The 26,249-nt window shown below is 33.8% G+C and carries 23 protein-coding genes and 6 pseudogenes; 18 read left to right on the forward strand and 11 right to left on the reverse strand.

The window, feature by feature from the left end; genetic code table 11:
• Positions 1–19: 19 nt before the first annotated feature.
• Positions 20–1,186 carry a beta-aspartyl-peptidase gene (gene iadA / locus OEI98_RS04645; protein ID WP_266039886.1) on the reverse strand — a complete coding sequence of 389 codons (1,167 nt, stop codon included), beginning with the start codon at positions 1,184–1,186 and terminating at the stop codon, positions 20–22.
• A 133-nt stretch (positions 1,187–1,319) separates the two neighbouring features.
• Here iadA and OEI98_RS15025 point away from each other — a divergent pair.
• Positions 1,320–2,751 (forward strand): annotated as a pseudogene (locus tag OEI98_RS15025) (PLP-dependent aminotransferase family protein).
• 22 nt (positions 2,752–2,773) lie between these two features.
• Here the strand turns inward: OEI98_RS15025 and OEI98_RS04660 are convergent.
• Positions 2,774–3,172 carry a bactofilin family protein gene (locus tag OEI98_RS04660; RefSeq protein ID WP_003870299.1) on the reverse strand — a complete coding sequence of 133 codons (399 nt, stop codon included), beginning with the start codon at positions 3,170–3,172 and terminating at the stop codon, positions 2,774–2,776.
• Position 3,173: 1 nt separating this feature from the next.
• The gene (locus OEI98_RS04665) at positions 3,174–4,079 is read right to left on the reverse strand and encodes a M23 family metallopeptidase (RefSeq protein WP_074592266.1); all 906 of its coding nucleotides are present in this window, start codon (positions 4,077–4,079) and stop codon (positions 3,174–3,176) included.
• Positions 4,080–4,252: 173 nt separating this feature from the next.
• On the opposite strand from OEI98_RS04665, the gene OEI98_RS04670 reads away from it, so the two are divergent.
• The 5 genes and pseudogenes from OEI98_RS04670 to OEI98_RS04690 form a co-directional block, all read left to right on the forward strand.
• Positions 4,253–4,594, forward strand: coding sequence for a hypothetical protein (locus tag OEI98_RS04670; RefSeq protein WP_003870297.1), 342 nt, complete (start codon positions 4,253–4,255; stop codon positions 4,592–4,594).
• 65 nt (positions 4,595–4,659) lie between these two features.
• A complete protein-coding gene (locus OEI98_RS04675; RefSeq protein WP_003870296.1) occupies positions 4,660–4,911 on the forward strand; it encodes a YkuS family protein in 252 nt (83 codons plus the stop codon).
• An 18-nt stretch (positions 4,912–4,929) separates the two neighbouring features.
• Positions 4,930–5,133 (forward strand): hypothetical protein, encoded by a 204-nt coding sequence (locus OEI98_RS04680; protein WP_003870295.1) that lies wholly within the window; start codon positions 4,930–4,932, stop codon positions 5,131–5,133.
• 192 nt (positions 5,134–5,325) lie between these two features.
• Positions 5,326–6,851: pseudogene (gene hutH / locus OEI98_RS04685) on the forward strand (histidine ammonia-lyase).
• A gap of 10 nt (positions 6,852–6,861) precedes the next feature.
• Positions 6,862–7,331: pseudogene (locus OEI98_RS04690) on the forward strand (HDIG domain-containing metalloprotein); the annotation flags it as partial.
• 381 nt (positions 7,332–7,712) lie between these two features.
• Here the strand turns inward: OEI98_RS04690 and OEI98_RS04700 are convergent.
• Positions 7,713–8,863 (reverse strand): annotated as a pseudogene (locus OEI98_RS04700) (amidase domain-containing protein).
• Positions 8,864–9,006: 143 nt separating this feature from the next.
• On the opposite strand from OEI98_RS04700, the gene OEI98_RS04705 reads away from it, so the two are divergent.
• From OEI98_RS04705 to OEI98_RS04730, 6 genes are read left to right on the forward strand one after another with little or no spacing between them, the layout of a single operon-like run.
• Positions 9,007–9,729, forward strand: a complete 723-nt coding sequence (locus tag OEI98_RS04705; protein ID WP_004397057.1) for an ABC transporter ATP-binding protein — start codon at positions 9,007–9,009, stop codon at positions 9,727–9,729.
• Positions 9,726–11,390, forward strand: a complete 1,665-nt coding sequence (locus OEI98_RS04710) for a putative ABC transporter permease subunit (RefSeq protein WP_228378929.1) — start codon at positions 9,726–9,728, stop codon at positions 11,388–11,390. The genes OEI98_RS04705 and OEI98_RS04710 overlap by 4 nt, the downstream gene beginning before the upstream one ends.
• Positions 11,391–11,402: 12 nt before the next feature.
• Positions 11,403–12,317 carry a signal peptide peptidase SppA gene (gene sppA, locus OEI98_RS04715; protein WP_266039906.1) on the forward strand — a complete coding sequence of 305 codons (915 nt, stop codon included), beginning with the start codon at positions 11,403–11,405 and terminating at the stop codon, positions 12,315–12,317.
• A gap of 30 nt (positions 12,318–12,347) precedes the next feature.
• The gene (mntA, locus tag OEI98_RS04720) at positions 12,348–12,803 is read left to right on the forward strand and encodes a type VII toxin-antitoxin system MntA family adenylyltransferase antitoxin (protein ID WP_003870288.1); all 456 of its coding nucleotides are present in this window, start codon (positions 12,348–12,350) and stop codon (positions 12,801–12,803) included.
• Entirely contained in the window at positions 12,757–13,185 is a 429-nt protein-coding gene (gene hepT, locus OEI98_RS04725; protein WP_004397048.1) for a type VII toxin-antitoxin system HepT family RNase toxin, read from the forward strand. Before mntA ends, hepT begins: the two co-directional genes overlap by 47 nt.
• A 41-nt stretch (positions 13,186–13,226) precedes the next feature.
• Positions 13,227–14,135 (forward strand): DUF2268 domain-containing putative Zn-dependent protease, encoded by a 909-nt coding sequence (locus tag OEI98_RS04730; RefSeq protein WP_004397047.1) that lies wholly within the window; start codon positions 13,227–13,229, stop codon positions 14,133–14,135.
• 318 nt (positions 14,136–14,453) lie between these two features.
• Here OEI98_RS04730 and OEI98_RS04735 read toward each other — a convergent pair whose 3' ends face one another.
• Positions 14,454–15,050 carry a superoxide dismutase gene (locus tag OEI98_RS04735; protein ID WP_004397046.1) on the reverse strand — a complete coding sequence of 199 codons (597 nt, stop codon included), beginning with the start codon at positions 15,048–15,050 and terminating at the stop codon, positions 14,454–14,456.
• Between the two features lie 333 nt (positions 15,051–15,383).
• Between OEI98_RS04735 and OEI98_RS15275 the strand changes: the two are divergent.
• The 3 genes and pseudogenes from OEI98_RS15275 (at position 15,384) to OEI98_RS04755 (ending at position 16,792) form a co-directional block, all read left to right on the forward strand.
• A pseudogene (locus OEI98_RS15275) lies at positions 15,384–15,751 on the forward strand (type II toxin-antitoxin system Phd/YefM family antitoxin).
• A 1-nt stretch (position 15,752) separates the two neighbouring features.
• The gene (locus tag OEI98_RS04750) at positions 15,753–16,118 is read left to right on the forward strand and encodes a type II toxin-antitoxin system RelE family toxin (RefSeq protein WP_004397044.1); all 366 of its coding nucleotides are present in this window, start codon (positions 15,753–15,755) and stop codon (positions 16,116–16,118) included.
• Between the two features lie 119 nt (positions 16,119–16,237).
• On the forward strand, positions 16,238–16,792 hold the full coding sequence (locus OEI98_RS04755; RefSeq protein ID WP_004397043.1) for a TIGR01440 family protein: 555 nt from the start codon (positions 16,238–16,240) through the stop codon (positions 16,790–16,792).
• A gap of 26 nt (positions 16,793–16,818) precedes the next feature.
• Here the strand turns inward: OEI98_RS04755 and OEI98_RS04760 are convergent, their stop codons facing one another.
• Both OEI98_RS04760 and OEI98_RS04765 read right to left on the reverse strand, forming a co-directional pair.
• A complete protein-coding gene (locus tag OEI98_RS04760) occupies positions 16,819–18,954 on the reverse strand; it encodes an S-layer homology domain-containing protein (protein ID WP_004401703.1) in 2,136 nt (711 codons plus the stop codon).
• 78 nt (positions 18,955–19,032) lie between these two features.
• Positions 19,033–19,956, reverse strand: coding sequence for a glycosyl hydrolase family 18 protein (locus tag OEI98_RS04765; RefSeq protein ID WP_039931450.1), 924 nt, complete (start codon positions 19,954–19,956; stop codon positions 19,033–19,035).
• Positions 19,957–20,064: 108 nt separating this feature from the next.
• On the opposite strand from OEI98_RS04765, the gene OEI98_RS04770 reads away from it, so the two are divergent.
• Together OEI98_RS04770 and OEI98_RS04775 are read left to right on the forward strand one after the other, a co-directional pair.
• Complete coding sequence (locus OEI98_RS04770; RefSeq protein WP_003871713.1) at positions 20,065–20,346, forward strand: LiaF transmembrane domain-containing protein; 282 nt, start codon at positions 20,065–20,067, stop codon at positions 20,344–20,346.
• Between the two features lie 84 nt (positions 20,347–20,430).
• Complete coding sequence (locus OEI98_RS04775; RefSeq protein ID WP_004401700.1) at positions 20,431–20,844, forward strand: PspC domain-containing protein; 414 nt, start codon at positions 20,431–20,433, stop codon at positions 20,842–20,844.
• Positions 20,845–20,858: 14 nt separating this feature from the next.
• On the opposite strand, the gene OEI98_RS04780 is transcribed toward OEI98_RS04775, so the two are convergent.
• Together OEI98_RS04780 and OEI98_RS04785 are read right to left on the reverse strand one after the other, a co-directional pair.
• Complete coding sequence (locus tag OEI98_RS04780; RefSeq protein WP_004401699.1) at positions 20,859–21,944, reverse strand: polysaccharide deacetylase family protein; 1,086 nt, start codon at positions 21,942–21,944, stop codon at positions 20,859–20,861.
• 204 nt (positions 21,945–22,148) lie between these two features.
• Positions 22,149–23,467 (reverse strand): annotated as a pseudogene (locus OEI98_RS04785) (amino acid permease).
• 115 nt (positions 23,468–23,582) lie between these two features.
• Here OEI98_RS04785 and OEI98_RS04790 point away from each other — a divergent pair.
• On the forward strand, positions 23,583–24,107 hold the full coding sequence (locus tag OEI98_RS04790; protein WP_004401696.1) for a hypothetical protein: 525 nt from the start codon (positions 23,583–23,585) through the stop codon (positions 24,105–24,107).
• Between the two features lie 17 nt (positions 24,108–24,124).
• Here the strand turns inward: OEI98_RS04790 and OEI98_RS04795 are convergent, their stop codons facing one another.
• A complete protein-coding gene (locus OEI98_RS04795) occupies positions 24,125–24,418 on the reverse strand; it encodes a CC/Se motif family (seleno)protein (RefSeq protein ID WP_004401694.1) in 294 nt (97 codons plus the stop codon).
• A gap of 18 nt (positions 24,419–24,436) precedes the next feature.
• On the reverse strand, positions 24,437–26,233 hold the full coding sequence (locus tag OEI98_RS04800; protein ID WP_074592272.1) for a carbon starvation protein A: 1,797 nt from the start codon (positions 26,231–26,233) through the stop codon (positions 24,437–24,439).
• Between the last annotated feature and the right edge of the window lie 16 nt (positions 26,234–26,249).

The raw sequence follows: 26,249 nt of genomic DNA on the forward strand, positions 1-26,249 counted from the left end.
AGACCGCCTCTTTTATTCTTCAAACATGCTTTTTTACTATTTTTTTATCTTTTATCATGAATACTCCTTTTGCAATAACAGAATGAATATTTAAATTGCTATCTAATACTACTATATCCCCGTCTGATTTTTCCTTGATACACCCCTTGTTTGGATATAAATTCAACACTTTTGCTACATTTTCTGTTATTATTTTAATTGCTTGTTCTATTGGCAGTATCCCTTCCACTATAACTTCTCTTAAATCGCGGTATAGAGTTTGTGCACTTCCCACCATAACCTTTACCAATCGCTTATTTTCATCAAATACTGGAATGCTACCGTTACTGTCAGAACTCATAGTTACCTTTTCTATTGGCAATTTATTTTCTATAATTTTTTTAATTGCTTCTTTAGGGGTTAAAGCAGTTTTTGTGTGGGCGTCCGGCTTTATATCAGAAGTAAGGTCAATTACGCCACCCATTTCTATAAATTTCAATCCTTGTTCAAATAAATGTCCTATTCTGTTTATATGAGTAGGAACAAATTGCGTAATAGGTATTTCAGTATTTTCCACTATTTCAAATAACGGGGACAATCCTCTTATTCCATCTCCAACGTGTAAGTGAACTATTCCAGGTTTACCACCCAAAAGTCCTCCAACTCTTGCTTCTGCAGCAAGTTTTGTTAAATCTTCAGTAGTTGGTTGTGCAGACCTGTGATCTGAAATGGCAATTTCTCCAGTACCTATTACTTTGTCGATTAAAACTAAATCAGACCTTACACTTCCTGTTAAAGTGCGGGTGGGAAGTTCATAAGCACCGGTATATATGTAGGTAGTTATGCCTTCTTGCTCTAAAGCCCTCGCTTTTGCAAGAAGAGAAGCCATGCTTCTGGTTATTCCATCTGCTCCCAAGAGGCCTACAACTGTAGTTATTCCACCTTTTGTGATATCAGATAGAGTTATTTCAGGTGTCCTTGTGACTGGTCCTCCTTCTCCACCGCCTCCTGCGATGTGGACGTGTTGGTCAATGAATCCGGGAACTATGATAAAGCCTTGCAAATCTACAATTTCTACATTTCCAAATTCCTTCATAGGTTTTATTTCATCAGCAATTCTTACTATTTTTCCATTGCAGATTAAAATATCTTTTCTACCTAAAGGCTGAGGAGAGTAAACTTCTCCACCTTTTAAAAGTAAAAACATGATCTCACCTCATTTGGTTTCTTTATAATATTTCTTCTCCCATATCCATTATAATACATTTTAAAATTAAAAAGAATTTTTGTCATGATAATGATATAATAATTGTAGCGATACAATTTTGCGAGGGATGGATATGAATAAAATAACAATTGATAAAAGTAAAAATGTACCTTTGTATATTCAGTTGTACAGCCAAATAAAAAGATTTATAGAGAATGGCAGCCTGCCAGGCGGTTATAAACTCCCCACTATAAGAAGCCTTGCAAAGGAGTTGGGAGTAAACAATATTACAGTGATAAACGCTTATAAGCTTTTAGAACAAAATGGATATGTATATACTAAGGTAGGAAGTGGTACTTATGTATGTGAAGATATAAAAAAAGAGGAGGACCTTGATGAAACCTTTAAATTAACAGACCAAGGAGAAATTCCCTTAAGGAAAGGAATTATAAATTTTGCTTCTTCATCTCTTAATCCAGAGCTTTTTCCAGTGGAGGATTTTGGAGATTTAATCAATAGAGTATTGAGAAGAGATGGAGGATATGCATTTGAGTATCAAGACACAAGAGGATATAAACCATTAAGAGAATCTATAAAAGAATTTGTAAAGAAAGATGAAATATTTACTTATGTTGAAAATATACAGGTAATTTCTGGGGGACAGCAAGGTATAGATGTAGTATCGAAAGCGCTAATAAATTTTGAAGATAGTATAATTGTTGAAAGACCCACCTATTCGTGGGCTTTAGCCTCTTTTGAATCGAGAGGAGCAGAGATTTTAGAAGTAGATTTGCAAAAAGATGGCATAAATTTAGAGGAATTAGAGGATAAGTTAAAGAAGTTTAAGCCTAAGTTCATATATACTATACCTAATTTTCACAATCCGACCGGCATTGTCTATAGTGAGGATAAAAAAGAAACTGATAGAGCTAGCGGAAAAATACGAGACTTATGTATTAGAAGATGATTTTGCCAGTGATTTAAGTTTTACAGAAGAAAAGATATTGCCACTTAAGGCCTATGATAAATATGACAGAGTCATTTATATAAGAAGTTTCTCAAAGATATACATGCCTGGCTTGAGGTTAGGGTTTATAATTGCTCCTGAAAGGTTAGTAAGTAGTTTTTTAAAAGCAAAATATGTGACAGATTTATCTACTTCAGGTTTAATGCAAAGAGCCTTTGATTTATATCTTAGAGAAAATATTTGGAAAAGCCATATTGGGGAAATAAAACAAGTGATGAAAAAAAGATTTGAAAAGATGGGTAAAGGGCTTCAAACATTAAAAAATTATGTAGAGTTTGAATATCCTAAAGGGGGTTTTTACTACTGGTTAAGGCTTAAAAACAATATTTCTGCTAAAAATTTGTATTCTAAATGTTTAGAGAGAAATTTACTTATAGTTCCAGGGGATATGTTTTTTGCAATAAAAAAAGAAAACAATTTTATAAGATTAAGTTTTGCCTCTTGTGAGCTGGAGGAGATAGAAAAAGGGATAAATATACTGAAAGAGGTTTTAGAAGGAGAATCTAATGAAAACGGCATATATCTTCCTATAATATAAAAAAGGCCGTAAGATGGCCTTTTTATTTTGTTTGTTCATCTTTTTTGTTAAAATCTGAAGGAGAAGACTTTGTCATTTTAGACTTTCCTTCAAAAATAGCTCCCTCTTCAATTATCAAATTTTGAACTTCTATATCTCCATAAAGTTTTCCAGTAGAAGTAAGTTGTAGCTGGCCTTTGGCAAATATATTTCCCTTTACTTCACCTGAAACGATTATATTATCTGTTGTTATATTCGCTTCTATTTTTGCTGACTCACCTATTACAACATTTCCTTTTGTTTCTATTTGACCTGTAAAATTACCGTCTATCCTTAGAGTGCCTTCTGATTTAATTGTGCCTTCAAAAGTTGAATTTTTTCCTATGACGGTGTCAATTTTGTCTGGATTAACTTCTACAATCTGTTCTCTTTTTTGAAACATATCAATTCCCCTTTGCAAGATATTTCATTGGATCTACAGGATTGCCATTTACTCTAATCTCAAAGTGAACATGAGGTCCAGTGCTTCTTCCGGTATTCCCTGATTTTGCTATTATATCGCCTCTTTTTACAGTTTGACCTACTTTGACAAGAATCTGAGAATTATGTCCATATACTGACTGAATCCCATAACCATGGTCTATGATTACCACATTACCATATCCTGATAACCATCCTGCATATGTAACTACACCTTTTCCAGCGGCTTTTACTGGAGTTCCTACAGGTACCGATATGTCAATTCCAGGGTGAAATTCACTTCCATATCCAAAAGGAGACTTTCTCGTTCCAAAAGAGGAGGTTGTTGTACCATATACTGGATAAACACTGGGTATTGAATTCAGATAATCAAGTCGAGCTGTTACTTTTGAAATAAGGTCTTGTAAATTTTGTGTTTTTTGATCTATTTCCGAAATAAGTTCAGCGGTTGTTTCATTGTCATAAGATATGTTGCTTTCACCTCTAATATCTCTTGATACATTGCCACGGCTTGGAGTGGAAGTGGATAATCCTACCATACGCCTTACCTTTTCTTCTAATTCATCTAAGCCTTTAATTTTTTCATTGACCAATTGAGCATTTTTGTCTAAAGTAGCTATTTTTTTGTCTTGTTCTTCTTTAAGGGAGGTTAGTTGCGCGATTTTTTTATCTTTTTCTGCTATTACAGTGTATAGGTAAGCAGTTGTTTTGCCAAAATAGACTAAAGAAATTGTAGCAGCCATAATTATTGAAAAAGCCACTATTACTACGGTTTTTATAAGGGGAATAGAAATTTTAAAGCTTTTGATTTGTTGATTTGAATCAGGAATAATCATAATATTGAGGTATTTTTCTTTTTTCTTTTTCATTTATACCCCCACCCTAAAAAAATGGACAACTATACTTATTCTATATAAAGGTGTCAAAATCCTGCTAGAAAATCAAATTTTAAATTTTTATAATATTATGATAAATTATTTTAATTTACTTTTGTGATATAATCAAAATGTAATTTATAGAAGTGGAGAAATTGAGGTGGAGTATGAAAAAAGGAATTATTTTAGGAATTGTGTTGGGAATAATAGCAATAGTGCTTAACATTATAGTAAATGGTTTTTTTACTTCTTTCGTATATTATAGCAATTATCTTTTTTTAATAGGAGTTGGTATAGGATTATTAGGGGGCGTATTGTATATTTCTTATTGGATCAATGATTTAAGACTTGTCAAAAAAATTTATTATAAAGAAGAGTTACCAGAACGGCGAGATGAGATAAAATTTATAAAAATATGGGGAAGCTATCTTATTATTGCCATGTTAGTAATGTGGTTTTTGTCTTTCATAGTTGTCTTAGTCGGAGAAGCAATTAGAGGTATAAAATAATTGGTATAGAGAATACTACTATTTGAAAATACTACTATTTAATAAGAGCTACAGGAGGTGTTGGTGTGGGGAAAAGAGTAGCGGTAGAAAGTCAGCTTTCCAATATTAAAGAGTATTTAAAGCAAAAAGGATATGAAGTTGTAGAATTAAAAGAAACTCTTTCAGAAAAAAACAATTTAAATGCCTATGATGCCATAGTTATAACAGGGCAAAGTAGAAATATGCTAGGCATAGATGATATTTCGACAAAAGTTCCGGTGATAGATGCAACGGGAATGAGTCCTTTTGATGTAGAAGAAAGTATAAAAAGATTATAATTACAGGTGGTGAATTTTGTGGTAAGTACTGAACAATTGAAAGCTGTAGGAAGAAGCTGTGAGGATTTTGAGTTAGATCCATCTCGCTATGGAAATAATTTGAGTATGTCTGTGTCTTTGCAAGAAAGAAGCTGCGAAATATGTCAACATTGGGATGTGAATAGAAAAATTTGCAGAATAGGAGTTTTTGATGAAGTTTTATCAAGCCTTGATCAGACTTAAATCTTGAAATGTCAAAAGGATTTTTTTAAACTTTGTAGAATATAATATACTTATAAGACTAATTTAAGGATTTAAGTGTGGGATTGAAATGAGAGGGAAAATTTTACAATTTAATAATAAAACGCGAGAGGAAAAGCTCTCGCGTTTTTTGTTTTATTGCGATAAAGAATTAACGTAAAAAGGAGGGGGATTATGGGAAAGGTCATAATAGATGGCAATAATCTTACAATAGAAGATGTAGTGCACGTAGCAAGAGATGGGTATAGAGTAGAACTTAGCAATATTGCTGAAGAGAGAGTACTTTATTCTAGAAAAATAGTAGAAAAATATGTAAATGATGAAAAAGTAGTTTATGGAATCACGACGGGTTTTGGGAAATTTAGCGATGTCGTAATATCTAAAGAAGACACAGAAATTTTGCAAAAGAATTTGATTATGAGCCATTCTTGTGGAGTAGGAGAACCATTACCGGAAGAAGTAGTAAGAGCAATTATGCTTTTGAGGGCAAATGCCCTTGCGAAAGGTTTTTCAGGTGTAAGGCTTGAAACTTTAAACACGTTGATTGAAATGTTAAATAAAGGAGTAACTCCTGTTATACCTGAAAAAGGATCTTTAGGAGCAAGCGGAGACCTTGCACCTTTAGCTCACATGGTTCTTGTGATGATAGGGAAAGGTGAAGCTTTATACAAAGGTGAGAGAATGACTGGAGAAAAAGCAATGAAAGAGGCAGGGATTAGTCCAGTTGTTTTGAGTTCAAAAGAAGGTTTGGCTTTGATAAATGGCACTCAAGTTATGTCAGCAATAGGATGCTTAAATGTATATGATGCTAAAAGACTTATAAAATCTGCTGATGCTGTATCTTCTATTACTTTAGAAGCTTTAAGAGGAATAATTGATGCTTTTGATGATAGAGTCCAAATGGTGAGGCCTCATAGAGGTCAGATGATCACTGCTAAAAATATAAGAAAAATGTGTGAAGGAAGTACTCTAATAACGAGACAGGGAGAAATACGGGTTCAGGATGCTTATACCCTAAGGTGTATTCCACAAGTCCATGGAGCTATAAGAGATGCTATTGAATATGCGGAAGAAGTTCTTACAAGAGAGATAAATTCTGCAACAGATAATCCTTTAATTTTCCCTGAAGATGGCGAGGTGATATCTGGGGGCAATTTTCACGGAGAGCCTATTGCATTAGCAATGGATTTTTTAGGTATTGCAGTTTCTGAAATTGCTAATATTTCTGAAAGAAGGATTGAAAGGCTTGTAAATTATCAGTTAAACGACCTTCCTCCTTTTTTGACTGAAAAAGGGGGCTAAATTCTGGTATGATGATAGCTCAATACACAGCAGCTTCTTTAGTGTCAGAAAATAAGGTTTTGGCGCATCCAGCTTCTGTTGATTCTATACCATCTTCTGCAAATCAAGAAGACCATGTGAGTATGGGCACTATTGCTGCGAGAAAGGCAAGGGAAATAATAGAAAACGCTACAAGGGTTATAGCAATAGAACTTATGGCAGCTTTGCAGGCAATGGAGTTTAGGAAAGGTTTTAAAAAAGGGAAGGGCTCTCAAATAATATATGATTTAGTAAGAGAATACGTTAAGCCGTTGGAAGAAGATAGGGAGCTTTATATTGACATAAATGCCTGTTTTAATATTATAAAATCAGGTAAAGTATTGAAGGTCCTTGAAAAAGAAGGTATAATATTAGAATAAAGGTGATTTTGTGAATAGGATAAAACAATATTTTAAAGCTAAAAGAGCTAAAATTTATGAAAAAGATTATCAATTTTTACTTGGATTCCTAAATGAAAAGGAATTAGAATATTTTAATAAATTGCCTGTTTATGAAAAAAGGCATTCATTAGATGTGTGCTATTATCTTATTAATAAATACGGAACAGAAGACCAAGACCTTTTAAAAGCGGCTCTTTTTCATGATATTGGAAAGATAAAAGCGAAAATTACTCCTGAAAGAAAAGCCATGGCGGTGATTTTAAAGAAAATTCCTTTTTGGCTAAGTTTCTTGAAAAACATATATATTTTTTTAAAGTCTATTATAATCATGCAGAATATGGTGCAGAAATTTGTAAGGGAATTGGGTTAAATGAGAGAATAGTAGGCATTGTAAGGCATCACCATGACAAAAATCTTATGGATGAGGATGTTATAAAACTTCAAGAAGCAGATAAAAAAATTAAAGATAGAGAGTTTTCTCTATCTCAGTTTGTTGACAAAGTTAAAAAATATTCAAAAGAGATATTTTGCATCGTCGCTCCGATGTTCCAAAGCGACAAAACTAAAGCTCGATCTTCGGACTCCGGCAGGGTACCTCCGTCAGGTGGCATCCATGCCTTAAGGTGCCCGCCTCCGCCATCCATGGCTTCGGCCCTGCCTCCACCCTCGGCCTTGCTAAGTTTCCCGGCACTCAAGTAAGTAAGCTTGTTTTTTCTATTTTTGCTTTATCAAACTCTCTTACTTGAGTGCCGGGTCGCTTTGTAACAAGTCGCTCCTTATGCAAAATATCTCCTTTACGAAAGTTTGTCAACAGTCTGAGATAGAGAGTTTTCTCTATCTTTAATCATTTATATGTATAAATCTATAAATCACTCTCTTATCCCATCCTAAGTCAAAAGGGACATGGTATCTATCGGAAGTATGAGTATTTACAACGGGTATCCCTATAGAATCAAAACCTGTAACTACGCCAAAGTGTACTATTTCTCCCTTTTCTTCATAGCATATAAGGTCTCCTTTTTCAATTTCTCTTATGGCACCTTTTGGGTGCTGTTCAGTAGGCTTTACCATATCTAAATAGTATCCTTTTGCAATTAATTTTCCTTTTCCTGTATAAATGAGATAGTTAAAAAGAGCGGGTGCTTGTGCCCAAGCGGTGGAAGAGTCTTTGCCGTTGAAGTTCCATACATAGTCCATTGGAAGGCCTCCTCCTTCATGTAATACTTGAGAGACGAAATTGGTGCAGTCTCCTCCTACCCCGTTATAATCCCTATATTTTGGATTGTACTCGTAGTTATTGCCGCTTCCCCAAGCAGCTCCTGCGTATTTGTCAGCATAAGCTACTGCTCCTTCTCTGTCGTATTTACCCTTCTTTTTAGGCTTTGCTTCTTCTCCAGTTTCTGGCTTTGAAGTAGTAGGTGCAATTTCAGGCATTATGCCTTCAGCAGGAGCAGCATCTATATAGGCGGAATCTTCGTCAAGAGGGTCATAGTACCAATCTCTTCTTATAAGCCATTTTCCATCAACTTTTACAAGCTGTACAGAATGTCGTATACCTAATCCCATGTAATTTATTACATCACTTTTTATGTTGTAAGCGTATCCCATTTTCATAGTTTCCACAAGGTAAACCCATACGGAATTTTCGCCAGCTTTTACACTTTTTATCCTGTAAAAAGATTCTGCTTCTGTAAATTTAAGATTTCTTTTTCTGACCATCCTTTAACGTATTCAACTCGCCTCCTTTCATGGTCCAATGCCCATTTGCCATAAGTGGAAGATTTGTCATAAAAGCCTTCTATCTCTTTTAAGTCACCGCTTAAAAGCACACTTCCTCTTTTTTTAAAAAATTCATCCAGTACAGTTTTTATCTCTTCTTTGTTGTTTGCAACTGTCTCTATGGTTTTATTGAAAAAGGAAATAGAAAAGTAAGTTAAAAAAATGAGTGCTAGTAAAAGGAGAATTGGTTTGTAATATTTTTTGGTGTCCAATTGCTCTCCTCCCTGCCAATGTAATTCAAAATAATAATATGAAGGTTAAAAGTTTTTTAACACTATCTTTTTATTAATTTTATTGGCAAATTTTAAACAATTTTATGTTATAATAAAAAAGTGAGAAAATGGAGGTGTAAAACTTGATAGAATTAAAAGGTGTTTCAAAATCTTATAACAAAGGTAAAATAAAAGCTGTTGACAACATTGACCTTGTTGTAAATCCTGGTGAAATATTTGGATTTTTAGGTCCTAATGGGGCGGGCAAAACTACCACGATAAAAATGATAGTAGGCCTTTTGTCCCATGATACAGGAGAAATTAAAGTAGACGGAATTGATATCGACAAAAATCCTATAGAGGTCAAAAAGCGCATAGGATATGTTCCAGATAGCCCTGATATTTATGACAAACTGACAGGCATAGAATATCTCAATTTTATTGCAGACGTATACGGGGTATCTGAAAAAGAAAGGAAAGAAAGGATTGAATATTTTGTTGAAGCTTTTGAGCTAAAGAATGCTATTGGAGACCTAATACAGACCTATTCCCACGGAATGAAGCAAAAAATTCTCCTTACAGCCGCACTTATTCACAATCCTTCTGTTTGGATTTTGGATGAACCAATGGTAGGATTAGACCCGAAATCAGCATTTTTACTCAAAGAGTTGATGTCAAAGCATACAAAAGCAGGTTTTACTGTATTTTTCTCAACTCATATATTGGAAGTTGCTGAGAAGCTCTGTGATAAAATAGCAATAATAAACAAAGGCAAAATAATATCTTATGGTACTATGGAAGAGATAAAGAGCCAACATGAATGGGAATCTTTAGAAAAAATATTCTTGGAGTTGACAGAAAAATGAGGGAGTTTTTATCGCTTTTAAGAACACAAATGAAAGTTTATTATGGCATTTCCGCAATGAAATACAAATATTTTGTAAGAAAGAAAGATTTATGGGAAATAGTGCTTGCTACATTTGGAATAGCTGTTGGCGGTGGAACATTGCTTTTTATGTACATAATGTATTTAAACAGCATGTATGCAGCAAGCATGTTAATTAACCAGCCTCAGCTTATGCCTGTGACAGTCCTTCTTTTAGCTCAGCTCTTGACATTGGTATTCGGCTTTTTTTGGACTATTTCTGTGTTTTATTTTTCTGATGATATAAATATTTTGCTTCCTCTTCCTATACAGCCTTATAAAATAGTTTTGTCAAAATATAGCATAATTTTATTGAATGAATATGTTACATTGGCATTTTTAATGCTACCAGCAATCTTTATATATGGCATTGGCACGCAGGCAGGAATTTTATACTATCTCGTTTCATTTATTGTATTTATATTTACACCTATTATACCTCTTTCTATTGCGGCAATTGCTTCTGTTTTAATTATGAGATTTGTAAATTTGAAAAGGAAAAAGGACTTGTATACAGTTATAGTGAGTATATTAGCGCTAATTTTCTTCTTTACAATACAATTTTTTATCAATCGGATTCCTCAAAATGGAGAACAACAGGCAATAGAAAATTTTATTTTGCAAAATGCTAACCTTGCAAAGATGATATCTAGAAGTTTCCCTCCTGCTTTATGGGGAGCAGTTTCTATGACGGATTATAATACTTTGTCAGGGGTTTTAAATCTTTTGATGTTTATCGCTGTATCAATAATATTTACAGCCGTTTTGGCTGTTTCTGCTCAAAAAATGTACTTAAAAGCTGTAATTTCAGGGCAAGAGGTTGAAGCAAAAAGAAAAGAAGTTTCATTGAAAAAAGAAATAGTGAGATCCAGCCTATTGAAGGCATTACTGTTAAGGGAATGGAAGCTTTTTATAAGAGTTCCTGTATATGCTATGAATGTGTTGCCTGTGGCTATAATAATTCCCTTTGTGTTTCTTGTTTCTTTTGTGGGGAATCCACAAATTGGGCTTGAAATGGCTATAAAATACACCTCAGCTCCTGACGGCTGGTTTTGGGTTTCGATGATAGGGCTTTTCTTTTCTCTTTTTGTAGCAGGAAGTAACAGCCTTTCCTCTACTTCCTTCTCTAGGGAAGGAAAAATGTTTTACATATCAAAATTGATGCCTGCAGACCCTGCAATACAGTTAAAAGCAAAATGGATTTTTGGTATAATTATTACAATAGTGATTGTACTTCCTACATATGTAATGGGCTGGTATCTTTTTAAAATACACCTTTTAAGTATGGTAATACTGATTGTTTTAATGCTTATAGGCATTTCCGCAGTAAATATACTAAGCCTTTTGATAGACGCCATGAAGCCTTCCTTTGAATGGGAGAATCCTCAAAAGGCTATGAAGGGGAATTTAAATGTGCTTTTGAGTCTTATACTGACTACTATTTTGATAGGGTGCATTGTTGGAATTGTGTTGTTACTAAAGAAATTATATGTTTCTGAAATAATAATAACTTTAATAATAGGGATTTTGCTCATTTTATTAAACTTAGGTGTTTATTTATTGGCAAAAAGTGCTGTAAAAAAGCTGTACAAAGGAGAATGAAGGAGGAAAAAAATGAGTAAAAAAGCGTTAATAGGATTAATTTTTATAGTCTTGATAATTAGTACTGTTATTGCTTCCATTTTTCTTACAATGCCCCAAGAGAATAAAAGTGTGCCATCGGTTTCAAACACAATAGGTGTTATAACAATTGAAGGAGTTATAGGGGAGACAAACATATTGGGGATTCCACAAGTCACAGGGGATCCAGTCGAGCAGATAAGAAAAGCTCAAGAGGATAGTACTGTAAAGGCAGTTGTTGTCAAGGTAAATAGTCCAGGAGGTTCTGCAGCAAAATCTGTAGAAATATACACAGAGCTTAAAAGGTTAAAAGAAACAGGGAAAAAAGTGATAATTTCAATGGGGGATGCGGCTGCGTCAGGAGGATACATGGCAGCTTGTGGCGGAGACATAATAGTGGCAAATCCTGCCACAATAACAGGAAGTATTGGAGTTATAATGCAGTATACAAATTATGAAGGGCTTTACGATAAGTTGGGATTAAAAGAGATAACAATAAAGAGCGGTCCTTATAAAGATATGGGTTCTCCTACCAGAGATTTAACTCCGGAAGAAAAGGAAATATTACAAGGAGTCATAGATGATACTTATGAGCAGTTTGTAGAGATTGTATCTGAAGGGAGAAAGATGCCTATAGACAACGTAAAAGAATTAGCAGATGGCAGGATATTCACAGGAAGGCAGGCACTTAAAGTTGGTCTTGTAGATAAATTAGGGGATTTTTACGATGCGGTTGACATTGCAGCCAAAGAGGCTGGCATACAGGGCAAACCTGTGTTAAAATATTACACAACTCCAAACCCTTTGAGTATACTTTTTGGAAGCGGGGCAAAGAGCAATTTAGAAGGTACGGGACTTGAGATATTAAGGCTTTTGTTTATTGATAAATGGAGTTTAAATTACAAGTAAAGATGAGTTTGTTATGTGAGGGTAAAGTTTATGTTTTATGAAATAGATGGTGTCTTTTATGACAAAGAAAAATTAAGTGAGTTTGTGAAAGAATACGATGTATCTTTAATCTTGATATTTGGTTCTTATGCAAGAGGAAAGGCAAATGAATTGAGTGACTTAGATATTGGAATAAAATTTACTAAAAAGATAGATATGAATTTGTATAATTCAATATTAAAAGAGCTTATAGAAATTTTTAAAAGAGATGACATTGATGTTGTTATTTTAAATTATGCAGATCCTCTTTTGCGCTTTGAAATCATAAACAATTGCAAGGTTTTATATGAGGCTTATTCTGGAGCTTATTTGGATTTTTATTTATATTCTGTAAAAAGCTATGATGATATGAGGAAATTAAAAAAGTTAGAAGAAAATTATTTAAAAAAGGGGATAAAAAATGAATTACAAAGATGTCATCCGCCGCAAATTAATAAGTCTTTCTAATTATGTGAAACAACTTTTACCAATAACGGAATATACTTATGAGGAATATATAAGCAATTATTTTATCTATTACACTGGAGAAAGGCTTATACAGCTCATAATAGAAACTTGTATGGATATAAACTCCTTAATTGCAGAATATAAAGGCTTTAAACCTCCTAAAAGTTATTATGAATCCTTCATAATGCTTGGTGATAATCAGATTTTGCCTAAAGAAGTTGCAGGAGAGCTAGCTTCTTTTACTGGCATGAGAAATAGAATTGTTCACCAATATGAAGATGTAAACCACAAGATAATTTTTGACAATTATAAAAATCTTATAGAGTTAGTTGACAAATATATTGATATTGTGACTGATTTTATAGAAAAAATTGAAGAATGAATTTTTTATAGGAAATTGCATATAAGAGGGGGTTACAAAAAATGATACATTATATTTATCTTGATGGTATAAATGCACTTAAAGAGTTAAATTGGGAGGCATTTTTAAATAATTATCTTGAAAAGAATCGATTAGTTATAAAGGAATATTGCAATAATTTCTTTTTCACAAAAGAGGTGCCATGGGAAAGATGCATTGAAGAGTATAAAAAGCATTGGTTTGAAGAAAGTAAAAATAGGGAAGATTTGTTTTCTAAGTTTAATGAAGAAAAAATACGCTTTAATGTATCTAAGGGGATAGATAAAATTAAAGAAGTTTTTCCAGAAGCTGAAGATATAGATGTGTATGTGCTTATAGGACTTTACAGTAGCAATGCTTTTCAATATTTTCTTGAAGGTCGACCTGCTGTAGGTTTAGCAGTAGAGGCTCATGGGACGACTTTTTTTGGTATACCTATGCCTTATGAAGATATACCTTTATGGCTTTCTCATGAAATAGGCCATGCACTTCACTATAAAAATCCTTCACATCCTTTGGCAAAATGGCTTTACCAAAATGGTCTGAAATTAGATAAAGCAGTGGAGGAACTTCCGCTTTTTGAATTTTTAATTGATGAAGGCTTGGCAGTTATGACTACAAGATGGGTTTTTCCTGAAGAGCCTTTGCATAAAGTATTAGGATATACAGAGGATGTTTACCACTGGTGTGTGAATAATGAAAAAGAACTTTTGAGTAGGTTAAGAAATATTTGGGATAAACCTCCAGGTAAAGAAGAGTATTTTAGATATTTTAGTGGATATGATGAGAGTATTCCTCCACGCACAGGATATTATATTGGAATGCGCCTTATAGAAAGTTTTATTGAAAGGCACCCTGAAATAGATAAAAGTGAGCTTTTTACAATTCCGGCAGAGGAAATAGTATCACCGTCGGTGTATAATTTTGTATGACTTTTTAAAGGAAAATAATATTGCAGATAAGTTTCAACAAATTGATGGCAGTTATTATCTTTTTACAATTTATTGATGGGTTTATTTGTGGCTGTTGCTGCTCCTCTACTGGGATATTTGACGGATAGAACAGGCATATATTATACATATCTGATAATGTCGCTAAGTTTTTTATGTCTGATAGCCGTTATTTCTCTTTTAAAGGCGAAAAAAATTAAAAAAAGGGATATTAACACTTTTGAATGAGTTAATAATTTCCGAAATGAATAGAGGGCGGTTTTTGCCTCAGACATAAACCTCCCTCTATATAAGTTTTATTTAAAAAGAATGCATTTCTATCCAAGAGGTCACCCTTTTATTTACTTCCTCCCATTTTATATTGTTCATAAAGGCCTCTATATAGCTTCTTTTATCAGTTCCGTAGTCTATAAAATAGGCATGTTCATAAGTGTCAAGAACTAAAAGAGGAATTATCCTTAATACTATTCCTTGATTGTGAAGGTCTTGAAGGTAATTGTGAAGTTTTAAATCTATAGGGTCAAAACAAAGGACAGTCCAACCGCGGGAAGCCATTCCACAGGCTATGAAGTCCTGTCTCCAGTTTTCAAAAGAGCCAAAGTCAAGTGTAATCATTGAAGCTATTATGCCATCTGGGATGCCACCTGGTCCTCCTAAGTTTTCAAAATATAACTCGTGAAGTTTTACTCCATCTAAATTGTAAGTCTCTTCTAATTTAAGTTCTCTGTATTCACTATAACTGGCATTTGCTTTTGAACGATCGACTGTTTTTAATTTTTCACGTATTTCGTTTGTCTTTTCTACATATCCATTGTATAACTTGTAGTGTTCTTCAAGAGTCCTTTGAGATATTCCTCTTAAAACTAAATTATATTTTTTTGCTACAAACTTATCCATATTATTCCTCCTCTTGCATATCTAATTTTAGCATATGAAAAGATATATAATTAGTGCATATAAAAATTTACACAGAGGGTCTGTGCAAAATGCCATTGTAAGCTATCGACTAACTTTTGACACGCACAGACAGAGGAACCGTCCCCATGTCTTACAAAGTTTTGATATAAAGGTCCTGTAGAGAGTAATTACCCTATACAGGGCCATAATTTTTCAGATGATAAATGAAGTTAGTAATTCATTAAAATTTTCATTAATTTTTAATTGAAAATTTGTTATACTACTGGTATAATTTAATTGAGCAAAGAATAAAATAGGAAGGAAGGATGTACATTGATAAAAGTGGGTGATGCAGTTATGAGCAAAAGAAAGTTTTTAAATCTTAAAGATTTGGCTTCGTATATGATTTCCGTGAGTGATTTAGGGAGAGGAAAAGCATCAAAAATTATAGAGAAGGTTGCTAAAAAAAGGAACATTATATAGTTGTTAAAAATAACAAACCTCAAGCAGTAATTATACCTATCGAAGAATATGATGAACTTATAGAAGCACAGGAAGACCTTGAACTTTTACAGCTTGCAATCGAAAGGACAAAAAATTTAAAAGAAGGAGAAACTATACCTTTTGAGGAGATTCTTAAAGTAGATGGATTGACAAAAGAAGAATTAAAAAAGTACATCGATATGGTGGAGATTGAATAATATGTGGGAAGTGGCATTTATACCAGAAGCAAAAAAAGATTTGGATAAGCTGGATAAAAGTATTAGAACTATTGTATACGCGGGCATTGAAAAAGTAAGGTCTAATCCTCTCCCTCAAAGTGAAGGTGGTTATGGAAAACCTTTGGGTAATAAACAAGGAAATAATTTGACAGGCTTTTTTAAGATCAAGTACAAGGATATAGGAATAAGAGTAGTGTATACACTCGTTAGAGATAAAAAACTCATGAATGTAGTAGCGGTTTCTCCAAGAGATGATGATTATTGTTACTCAGTAGCAGAGAAGAGAAGAAGAAAATACGGGAATGATTTATTTACCAAAGGATTCGAAAAGTTAGAAAGTGAATAAAAAACATATGCCAATGGGGCATTTTAACACAAGATTTAGTGTTTTTTATTAAGGACAGTGAAAGGATTCATTTTGAATATGGTATAATGGTGGTAAAGGGTAGTTCAGGAGGGATAGAAATGGATTTAAAAGAGATTTCAAAGCAGGCAGAGGAGGTCATAGAGGAGTTACTTGACATAACGAATTTAAAGCCGGGGAGTCTTTTTGTCTTGGGTGGAAGTACAAGTGAAATATTGGGCAAGAAAGTGGGAACTACAGGAAGTCTTGATGTGGCAAAAGCAGTGGTGGACCCAATTTTAGAGGCTCTACATAAGCGAGGGTTATACCTTGCAGTACAGGGTTGTGAGCACATAAACAGGGCGCTTTTGGTGGAGGAAGAAGCACAAGAGAAGTACGGGCTTGAAGTGGTAAATGTCATTCCTCATGAACATGCAGGAGGGTCAATACAGACTTATGCTTATCAGCAGTTTAAGAATCCTGTAATGGTGGAAAATTTGAAAGGGTTGGGACATGCAGGGCTTGATATAGGGCTTGTACTGATTGGAATGCACTTAAGGCCTGTGGTTGTTCCTGTGAGATTAAGCCGAAATAAAATAGGGGAAGCTACAATTGTTGCTGCAAGGACTAGGCCTAAGATGGTAGGAGGAGAAAGGGCAAGATATAAAAAATTATAAAAGGGCACGGAAGACCGTGCCTTAAGTTATTTATTCAATTGAAGGTATCTTACTATTACAGCAGCAGCCTGGGCTCTTGTTAAAGGCTGTTGTGGTTCAAAGTATCCATCTGAACCATTCATTATTTTAAGACCTGATATTATAGCTATATATCCTATCATGTCTTGAGGTATTTTATCTTTGTCTTTAAAGTTTATTGTAAATATATCTGGAATATCAGCTATATAACCCACACCTAAACTTTTTACAAGCATCTTTGCTGCTTGTTGTCTTGTGACCATAGAATCAGGGCTTTTCTCTTTTTCTGTTATGATGTTTTTATTTATTGCTATGGCATAGTAAGTGTCATAATCATCTGAGGATTTTGGCATCGGGTCATAATAAGGAGGTTGTATTGCTCTAATGAGCATTTTTACAAAATCTTTTTGGAGTATGTCTTTATCTGGATAGAATTTGTCTTCTTTTACATCAATTATTCCGTATTGCACTAAGAGTTTTATATCCTTTTCTGCCCAGTTGCCTTCTATGTCTGTAAAAACAACCTCTGATTTTTTAACTACAAGTTTTCCACTGTAATCTACAATTTGGCCAGTTTTCGCATTTATATAGTTGTAGAAGTTTGATTGATACGCAAGTCGTATTGTTGGTGGTTTATCTGGAGATTTATAGTCATAGTCTGGAATGTACGTTAATGTAAATTCAGAGTTGTCAAACATTATCTTGTAGGCTTCCTCAAGGCTTATTATATTTTCCGGAGAAGGCAATTTTACAGAAGTCCAATGTATGGAATATGAGACTATTTCCCCTGTATAGGGACTTACATTGACGTTTATATTGTTGAAGGGACACAAAATTCCATTTGCTACTTCTACATATCTGAAGGGATATGCTGGCATTTCAATCATTTTGGAGCTTTCGGGAATATTTGTTTCTTGATATGCTGTTTTGCTGAACTTTTCAGGTACTATTTTTTTAAGGTAGTCTTCAGCAATTTTTCTCATCTGTTCTTTGGTGTAGGAAAGTTCTTTTCCTTGCACATTATCTATGTCGGGACCTCCTCTGGAAAAGGAAGTTAGTTCACCTGTAACTGCATCAACAGAAGCGCTTACATAGTAGTATTTATTGTCTTTAGTTAAAGCCCAATTAAGATACCATATAGGATTTGATTTTGCAGGAGGATAATCATAGCCGCTATATAAGTTTACGCTGCTTAACTTGTAATCGCTTATTGAAAAAGGAAGGCTGTTTTTAACTACTTCAATAGCTTTGTCTTTTGATATGTATTTTTCTGATGCTTCGACTGCTTTTTGCTCTTCTGGAGAGAGTTTTTGTCTAGATTCTCTTCCTACTTCGCTGCCTCCACCTCCGCCATCATACATTGGCACATAATAGTATTCATTTGTTTTTATTTCTCCTGTAATAGCATCAATTGGCGCATTTTGGTATATGCCATAGACTAATATTGCTTGAGGTTCATTGCCGTATACTTGGTTGTAGACTAAGTTGTATTGAAGTTTTAAACCTATTTTTTCTTTAAAGATTTTTATTGCTTCTTCCTTAGATATTGCAGCTTTTGGGTCAGGGAAGGAATAATCTTCCCAATTTAATGAGTAAGAGGTTACTTTTAAAGTATTTTTATTTACTGTGACGTATAAGGCGTTATACGGGAAAGGTATACCGTTTACTACTCTTTCAAAGGTGAAATTATAGTCATTAGAATAGTATTCATTGTAACCATAGTTATTATTGTTAATTTGTTCTTTTGTTTCTTTGAATTTTTCAGGAGCTACTTTTTGTAAGAATTCAATTGCCACTTTTTTTGCTTCATCCTGCGTGTATTTTGGGATTCTCGGCTGTTCTTGTGCAATGGGGCTCCAACTGTAATAGTTTGTAATTTCACCTGTATCGGCATCTATTGTGACGCTTATGTTGCCTTTTGAAGAAGAATTCCAATTGAGATTCCATGACTTTTTATTGCCGTATTCATAGTAGTTAGAGTTAAAGTCGTAGCCGCTATCACTTATGCCGAGTTTTTGTTTTGCTATTTCAATGGCCTGTTTTAAACTTATCTTTGTATCAGCTTGTGCCTGTGCCATGTTTGATGGTATCATAAGTGTAAACAGGAAGGCAAGGGCAATTGCGATGGAAATAAATTTTTTCATAAAAGAAACCTCCTCCTTTAGTTTTTTCATTTTATTAGACGTAAAAAAGATAAAAAAGTTCCCATAAAGATAAAAAAGTTATCTTCCTCTTAAAATATTCCATATATTAGGGTCTTCTTGGTCCAATCTCCATACTGCTATACCGGATAGTTTGTAGCTGTCCACTAAAGATAATTTTGCAGAAAAGCTTTTTGAATCTTCAAACCAGACTGTATGAACTTTGCCATCTAATACGTAAGTGTAAGTGGATTCTTGAGCTGTTTCGTCATACAGTATATTTATTCCTAAATTTTTAGCTAGAGTTATCGCTTGTTGATATGTGAGAGTTCTGGGATAATTTACTCCCTGTGTCCAGTCATATCCATAAACGGCCATTCCTAGCCATATCTTTTGAGGAGGTATAACTGTTGTAGCGTAATTTAACACATTTGCTACAAAGCCTATTGAAGCGATGGGGCCAGGTTGTGAAAAATGTTCATCATAGGCTAAAATATATACTTCGTCGGCATATTGTGCGATAAAGGAATATTGAAAAGCGCCAGAAAATGGATGCCTTGGATTGTCAGCCAGTTCTGCTGGGACAGAAATTGTGACAATTTTTCCTATGGCTTTTAAAGAAGTGTATAAGTCTCTTATAAAAATGTTTAAATTTTCTCTGTCTTCGGGCGGTACAAATTCAAAGTCTATATTGATACCAGGGTAATTGTTAATTACTGCAACATCTCTGATACTTGCAATAAGAGTGTTTCTTAAAGAGGAAGTCGACAATAAATCGTGTATTAGTTGTGACTTTTTAGGGTCTGAATAGTTGTGGATTATGGCATAAATAGGTAAATTGTTGTCGGAGGCAATTTTTTTGACGTCAGTAGAAGACATGTCAGCGAGAGTTCCATCTTCTTTTACTCCATACCAAAAAGGGATGAGGGTTGTTATATCCTTTGCATGGGCCTTCAAATCATCGATAGCACCGGGAGCTATATCAAAATACCATTTGTTATCCATTATTACACCTCCAAAGTTATTTTTTATAAAAATTTTTTTATTTTGACTTTATACTTTCATAATATGTATAATGTTTTATAGAGTGAAATAAAGGAGGCAACGGTAAAAATGAAAAAAAGAACGGGAATTTTAGCTAGTGCACTTTCTCTTATATTTGTGGGGATTTTGTTACTTTTACCGAACTTTAATGTATATGTGCCTTATTTTGTTTATAAAATGGTATGGCCTGCCTTTTTTATTTTGCTAGGTTTAGAGTTGATATTTAGCAATAAACTCTATGGAGAAGAAAATAGTAGCATTAATTTAGGGGTCATATTATTGGCAATTTTGATTTTAATTTTTACAAGCAAACTTTTTTATTTAGATCCTTTAAGTATCATCAATTTTTGACAGGTAAAGTAGTAAGGAAAGAAAAAATTTATCTGCAAAGCTGTAGAGATAGTATATATAATAAATTAGATTGGAGGTCAAAATATGGGTAGAAAATTGTACAGGTCTAGGGAACAAAAAATGTTAGGAGGAGTTTGCGGGGGAATAGCGGAGTACTTTGATGTTGACGTGACTTTAGTAAGGCTTATTTGCCTTTTGGCTATATTTAGTGGTTTTGGATTGATTCCATATATCATTGCGTGGATAATAATACCAGAAAATCCTTATCAATTAAAGGGAAAAATTATAGATGAAGAGCCTAAAACCGGAGAGCAACAAGATAACGCAGTAGAAACAGAAGATAAAACTAACAAAGCAAATGAAGTTTTAGGTTGGGTTTTAGTGATTTTGGGAGTATTGCTTTTATTAAATAGATTATTACCTTGGTTGAGTTTTAAAATTATTTGGCCGGTTTTGCTGATTATAATTGGTTTAGGGATTTTATTTAAAAAAACATAGGGAGCATGTGCTCCCTAATCTTTTTGCTGATCGTGGTTGCTATTTGCTATATTATTTTTTTCATAATTTAAAAGCTCTGATACAGTTACAAAACTATAACCTTCAGATTTTAGTTTTTCTATTATCTGAGGAAGTGCAGCTAAAGTATTAGTTTTTCCTTCATGCATGAGAATTACTGAACCGTTTTTTGTGTGACTTATCACCCGATTGACTACATTTTCTACTGCTGGGCTTCGCCAATCATCTGGGTCTACATTCCATAAAACAACGTGAAGTCCCAATGCATCTGATATTTCTAAAAGAGTTTTGTTAAAAGCTCCATAAGGAGGTCTAAAAAGTATAGGTTTTACTCCTGTAGATTCAACGACGATTTTTTGCGTTTTGTAAAGTTCCTCTACCATTTGCTCTGGTTTCATTTTCGACATATTAAAGTGGCTGTAGGAATGTAGTCCAATTTCATTGCCATTTTCATAAATATATTTTAGAAGTTCAGGATGTTTTTGAGCATTTTTACCAATGACAAAAAATGTAGCTTTTACCTCCATGCTTTTTAAGATATCAACATATTTCTCTGTATATTCTGGTATCGGTCCGTCATCAAAGGTAAGAGCAACTACTTTACCTGCACTTTTGTTGTAACCAAAAACCCTTTTATTAAAAGGGATAGGAGGTCCAAAGAGTTTTTCTATCTCAGATTTATTGAGCAATTTGAATATGAAAGTACTTATGCCATAATCTTTATCTAAATTATCAATTTGAGGAGAAATATTTTCCTCAGGTGACACATTTGTAGTATCACTTACTTTAGTGTCTTTTGTAGTATTAGGGTTTACAGAATTTTGGTTTGAAGAAGTTTGTTTAGAATTATTTTTTTCCTGATTTTTGGTAGTATTAGGTTGTTGTTGCAGTGGGGAGGAACTTTTTTCTTCGTCAGATGGTGTGTCCCAAATTTTTGTGGTAGAATTTACTTGTACATATCTATCCTCAAACATATATTTATAGGCAAAAGCTGCTGAACCAATGAGGACTGACAGTAAAAACACTATTATAAGTGTATAAATTATACTTCTATTTTTTTTGCGCCGTCTTCTTGGGGCCATATAATCATCTCCTCGTTGCTTCAATTATACTCTTTAAACTGTTAGCAGTTATTAATAATTAATTAATTTTATGTTACAAATTTGTAATATTTAGAGGAATTAATTTTACTCTTGAGGTTTATTTTTAATTATTTTTGGTTTCCATATATGTAGACGTAGCAGGAATGACAAAGTTTCAAAAGATATGACAAATTATTAGTACTTTTACCATACGTCAAAAAGATTAAGTTTTTTAGTTATATAATATAAAAAGAAGATTATTAGGAGTATTATAATTCCTCCGACAAATCCAACTGATTGTTTTGGTATTAACAATGAGGAAGACAATACTATCCCTATCAGCATTATTGTAAACCATTCTTTTTTGAAGATGATGTATTTCCCATGACAGGTTTGTATTTTATAAATGTGTAGAGTATTATTATCCAGTTGAAAAATTGTACAAACCCTGTAGCGCTTGTTATATATTCGTAGACGTCCTTTGGTAGTATGTAAGAAAGAATAACTGCTATGAAAAGCCCAAAACTACTTAAGGCAAGAGCATATATGGGTACATCTCTTTTTGTTTTTTTTGTTAGAAAAGTAGGAGCAAACCTGCTTTGTCCCAAAGAGTAGAGGACTTGTGTTACGGCATACATTGCGCCATTCATTGTAGTTAAAGCTGCCGTAAGTATTACAAAATTCATTATTGAAGCTATAAAGGGAATTTTGGTAAAGGACAAAAGTTTTATAAAAGGGCTTTCGTTAATGGAGATGGTGTCCCATGGTATTATCATTAGTAATAGGGTTATTGAGGAAATGTATAATATTGTAAGAAATAAGACTATATATTTACGAGCTATTGGAGTATATTTTTGAGGATTTTTCGTTTTTACTGCTGACATTGCTACAACTTCTACACCGCCAAAGGGGATTAGTGACATGAGCATTGCACCTAAAAATCCTTTTATACCGTGAGGTGCAAATCCCCCATGAACATAGAGATTTTTAATTCCCATAGTAGGAGTCTTTGCAAAAAAGCCCATTAGTGTAAGGATCCCTACTATGACTATAATAAATAAAGCCCCTATTTTTATAGTAGAAAACCAGGATTCAATTTCTCCAAAGTTTTTCGTTCCCGTTAAATTGATAGTTATAACTAAAGCGGAATATATAAGAGAAAAAATCCATAAGGGTACTTTAGGAAACCAATATTTTGTAAATATAGCTGATGCAGTTACTTCACTGGACATGATGAAAACTCCTGCTGTCCAGTACACCCAGCCGCTCAAAAAACCTCCAATATCTCCCAAAGCTTCTTCTGCGTATACTCTAAAAGTTCCTTCTACCGGTTTATAAGTAATCATTTGTGACAGTGCATAAAAAACTTGTGACATGATAAAAGCTGATACAACGTAATTAAGTATAATAATAGGGCCGGCAGTATGAATTGCAATGCCACTGGCTAAGAAAAATCCTGCCCCCAAAATTCCTCCAACGCCGATAAGTACTAATTCGTTGACAGATAGTTCACCTTTTTCCATATTTACACCTCCACAAATTGTTAGTATTATTATTGGCAAATTAGTGTTAGCTTATTATTGCAAATTTAACTATTCTATAGTAAAATTCGATATTATAAATTGAAGGAGGTGCTGCATGAAATACAAAACTTTCACAAAAAAAGAAAGGGTGCTCTTATATCTTTTGATATTATTGATTTATACAGTGCTTTTAGTGAGCTTTTTTAATGCTTTTATTGATGTAAACGAAAAAAGGATTCATGTATTTGATACTTTGCTTGAGTGGTTTTTATATGTTTTTTTAGTGATGGTATTTTCAGGATTTTTGCTATCTTTGGCTAATTCTTTTCACGAGTTAAATGAAGACCGGTTGATATTGAGATTTGGAATTTTAGGATTTATGCATATAAGATATAGTGATATATCTGCGATTTCAGAGTATAACGAAAAAGACATTCCTTTTGGGGGAATGCGTATTTTGAAAAATACTTGTTATATGGCTTTTGCTAAAAGAAGTCTTGTTAAGATAGAATTAAAAAAGAAAGTTCGAGTATATTATTTATTCTTTTTCAAAAGATGGGTAGATACTGCTATTTTTTCTGTGGATAAAAGAGAGGAATTTATAAAAGAGTTAAATAAGAAAGCAGGGAAAATGCCTTAATAAGCAATTTCCCTGCTTTAAATTACTTTCCATCCATTGATTGCAAGATATTTTATACCTAAAATACTTTTAAGTTCAATTGTTAGATTTTCTAATTCCCTTTCATATATTATTTTGTCTACGTATACGTTAATTCTGTCAACTCCTACAATATAGTATTTTTCTTGATTTTTTGGAATACCAATAAATATTTCTGGGGTGAGGTTAGGCTCTATACAGCAATTTTGGATGTCATGATATTTAATGTATATATTGCCGCCTTTTTTGAGTATATATTCTTTTGCAGCTTTAGTGATTTTCAAATAAAACACCCCGTTTCAAAATCTACTTTAATTAAATACACTTGCTTTAATTGCCTCTTTTGTGAGTTTTCCTTTTTTGAGCCATCCATACCATTTTACTACAGAATCTATTATAATGATGATTGCTAGTAGTATTATTGTAATTGAAAGCACCACAAGTAACATGTTACCTTTTGGAAGGTAATTGGTGACTATATTTAAGTATGCAGCGTATAATGTAGTTGTAGCCATAAATATGAAGGGAATCAATGTTATCCACATGTATTGAGGTTTTCCTTTTTTAATGATGACAGTTGTTCCTAAGGCTAAAGCTATTGCTGCAAGTAATTGGTTGGAAGTTCCAAATAAAGGCCATATTGTTGAAATATTTCCAGTATATACTAGGTAACCCCATGCGAAAGATATTAAAAAGCTTGTAAAAATTATCCCTGGCCACCAATTTCTATCTCCTAAAGGTTTGTATATTGCTTCACCTGCTTCTTGTAACAAATATCTTCCTATACGAGTGCCTGCGTCTATTGTAGTTAGAATGAATAATGCTTCAAATAGTATTACAAAATGATAGAGATATGCACTGAGATGCTCTAAAAAAGGAATTTTGGAGAAGATAAAGGTCATACCTACACCAAGAGTTACTGCACCACCTGGCCTTCCTGCTACATTTTCACCGACTAACTGAGATAAAACTGGTAAGTCTACGACTTTCATGCCCAACTTTTGGAAGACTTCAGGAGATACATTTATAGCAAAGTAATCAGCAGGGATTAAACTTGTTGCAGCTATTAACGCCATCATTGCAACAAAACCTTCTGCTAACATTGCTCCATAAGCTATAGGCAGTATATCTTTTTCGTTTTTTATCATTTTAGGCGTTGTTCCAGATGACACAAGAGAATGAAAACCAGATATGGCTCCGCAGGCTATTGTTATAAACACATAAGGCCATACTTTTCCAGGGATTATAGGACCTCCTCCTGCGACAAATTGTGTTACAGCAGGCATTCTTATTTCAGGATTTACGATTATAACTCCTATTGCAAGAAGAAGCATTACACCTAATTTCATATAAGTGCTCAAATAATCCCTGGGCACTAACAAAAGCCACACGGGTAATACTGCCGCAATGAAACCATAACTAGCCAATATTACAGTCATTTCTTTTTGGCTAAATGTTAAATAACGAGCTAAAGCTGTGTGTTCAATATAAGGTCCTGCCACAACGGACAATATCAAAAGAGTCACACCTATTATTGTTGCTCCTTTTACATCGTCAGGTCTAATCCATTTCATGTATATTCCCATAAAGATTGCTATAGGAATTGTGGCAGCAACTGTAAATGTTCCCCATGGGCTGTTGTATAAGGCATTTACTACAACAAGTGAAAGACCTGCCAGTGTAATTATAATTATTAAAAGGACGGCTATAGCAGTTGCTACTCCTGATACTTTACCTACTTCTTTTCTGGTAATGTCTATTATAGAAGATCCATCATGCCTTACAGAAGCGAAAAGTATTACCATGTCGTGAACTGCTCCTGCTAGTACTGCGCCAATTAAAATCCACAAAGCTCCTGGCAGATAGCCAAATTGTGCAGCAAGTACCGGTCCTACAAGAGGTCCTGCACCGGCTATTGCAGCAAAATGATGTCCAAAAAGGACCCATTTGTTAGTTGGAACGTAGTCATAGCCATTTTCCAGTCTATAAGCAGGTGTTGTCTTGTTTTCATCAAATGCCAGAACTTTGGCAGCGATGAAGGCGCCATAGAACCGGTATGCTAAAGCGTATACACTTGCTGCTATGATAACTAAAACTAGACCGTTCATTGAATATAACCCCTCC

The organism is Thermoanaerobacter sp. RKWS2 (assembly GCF_026240795.1).
Lineage (GTDB): Bacteria > Bacillota > Thermoanaerobacteria > Thermoanaerobacterales > Thermoanaerobacteraceae > Thermoanaerobacter > Thermoanaerobacter ethanolicus.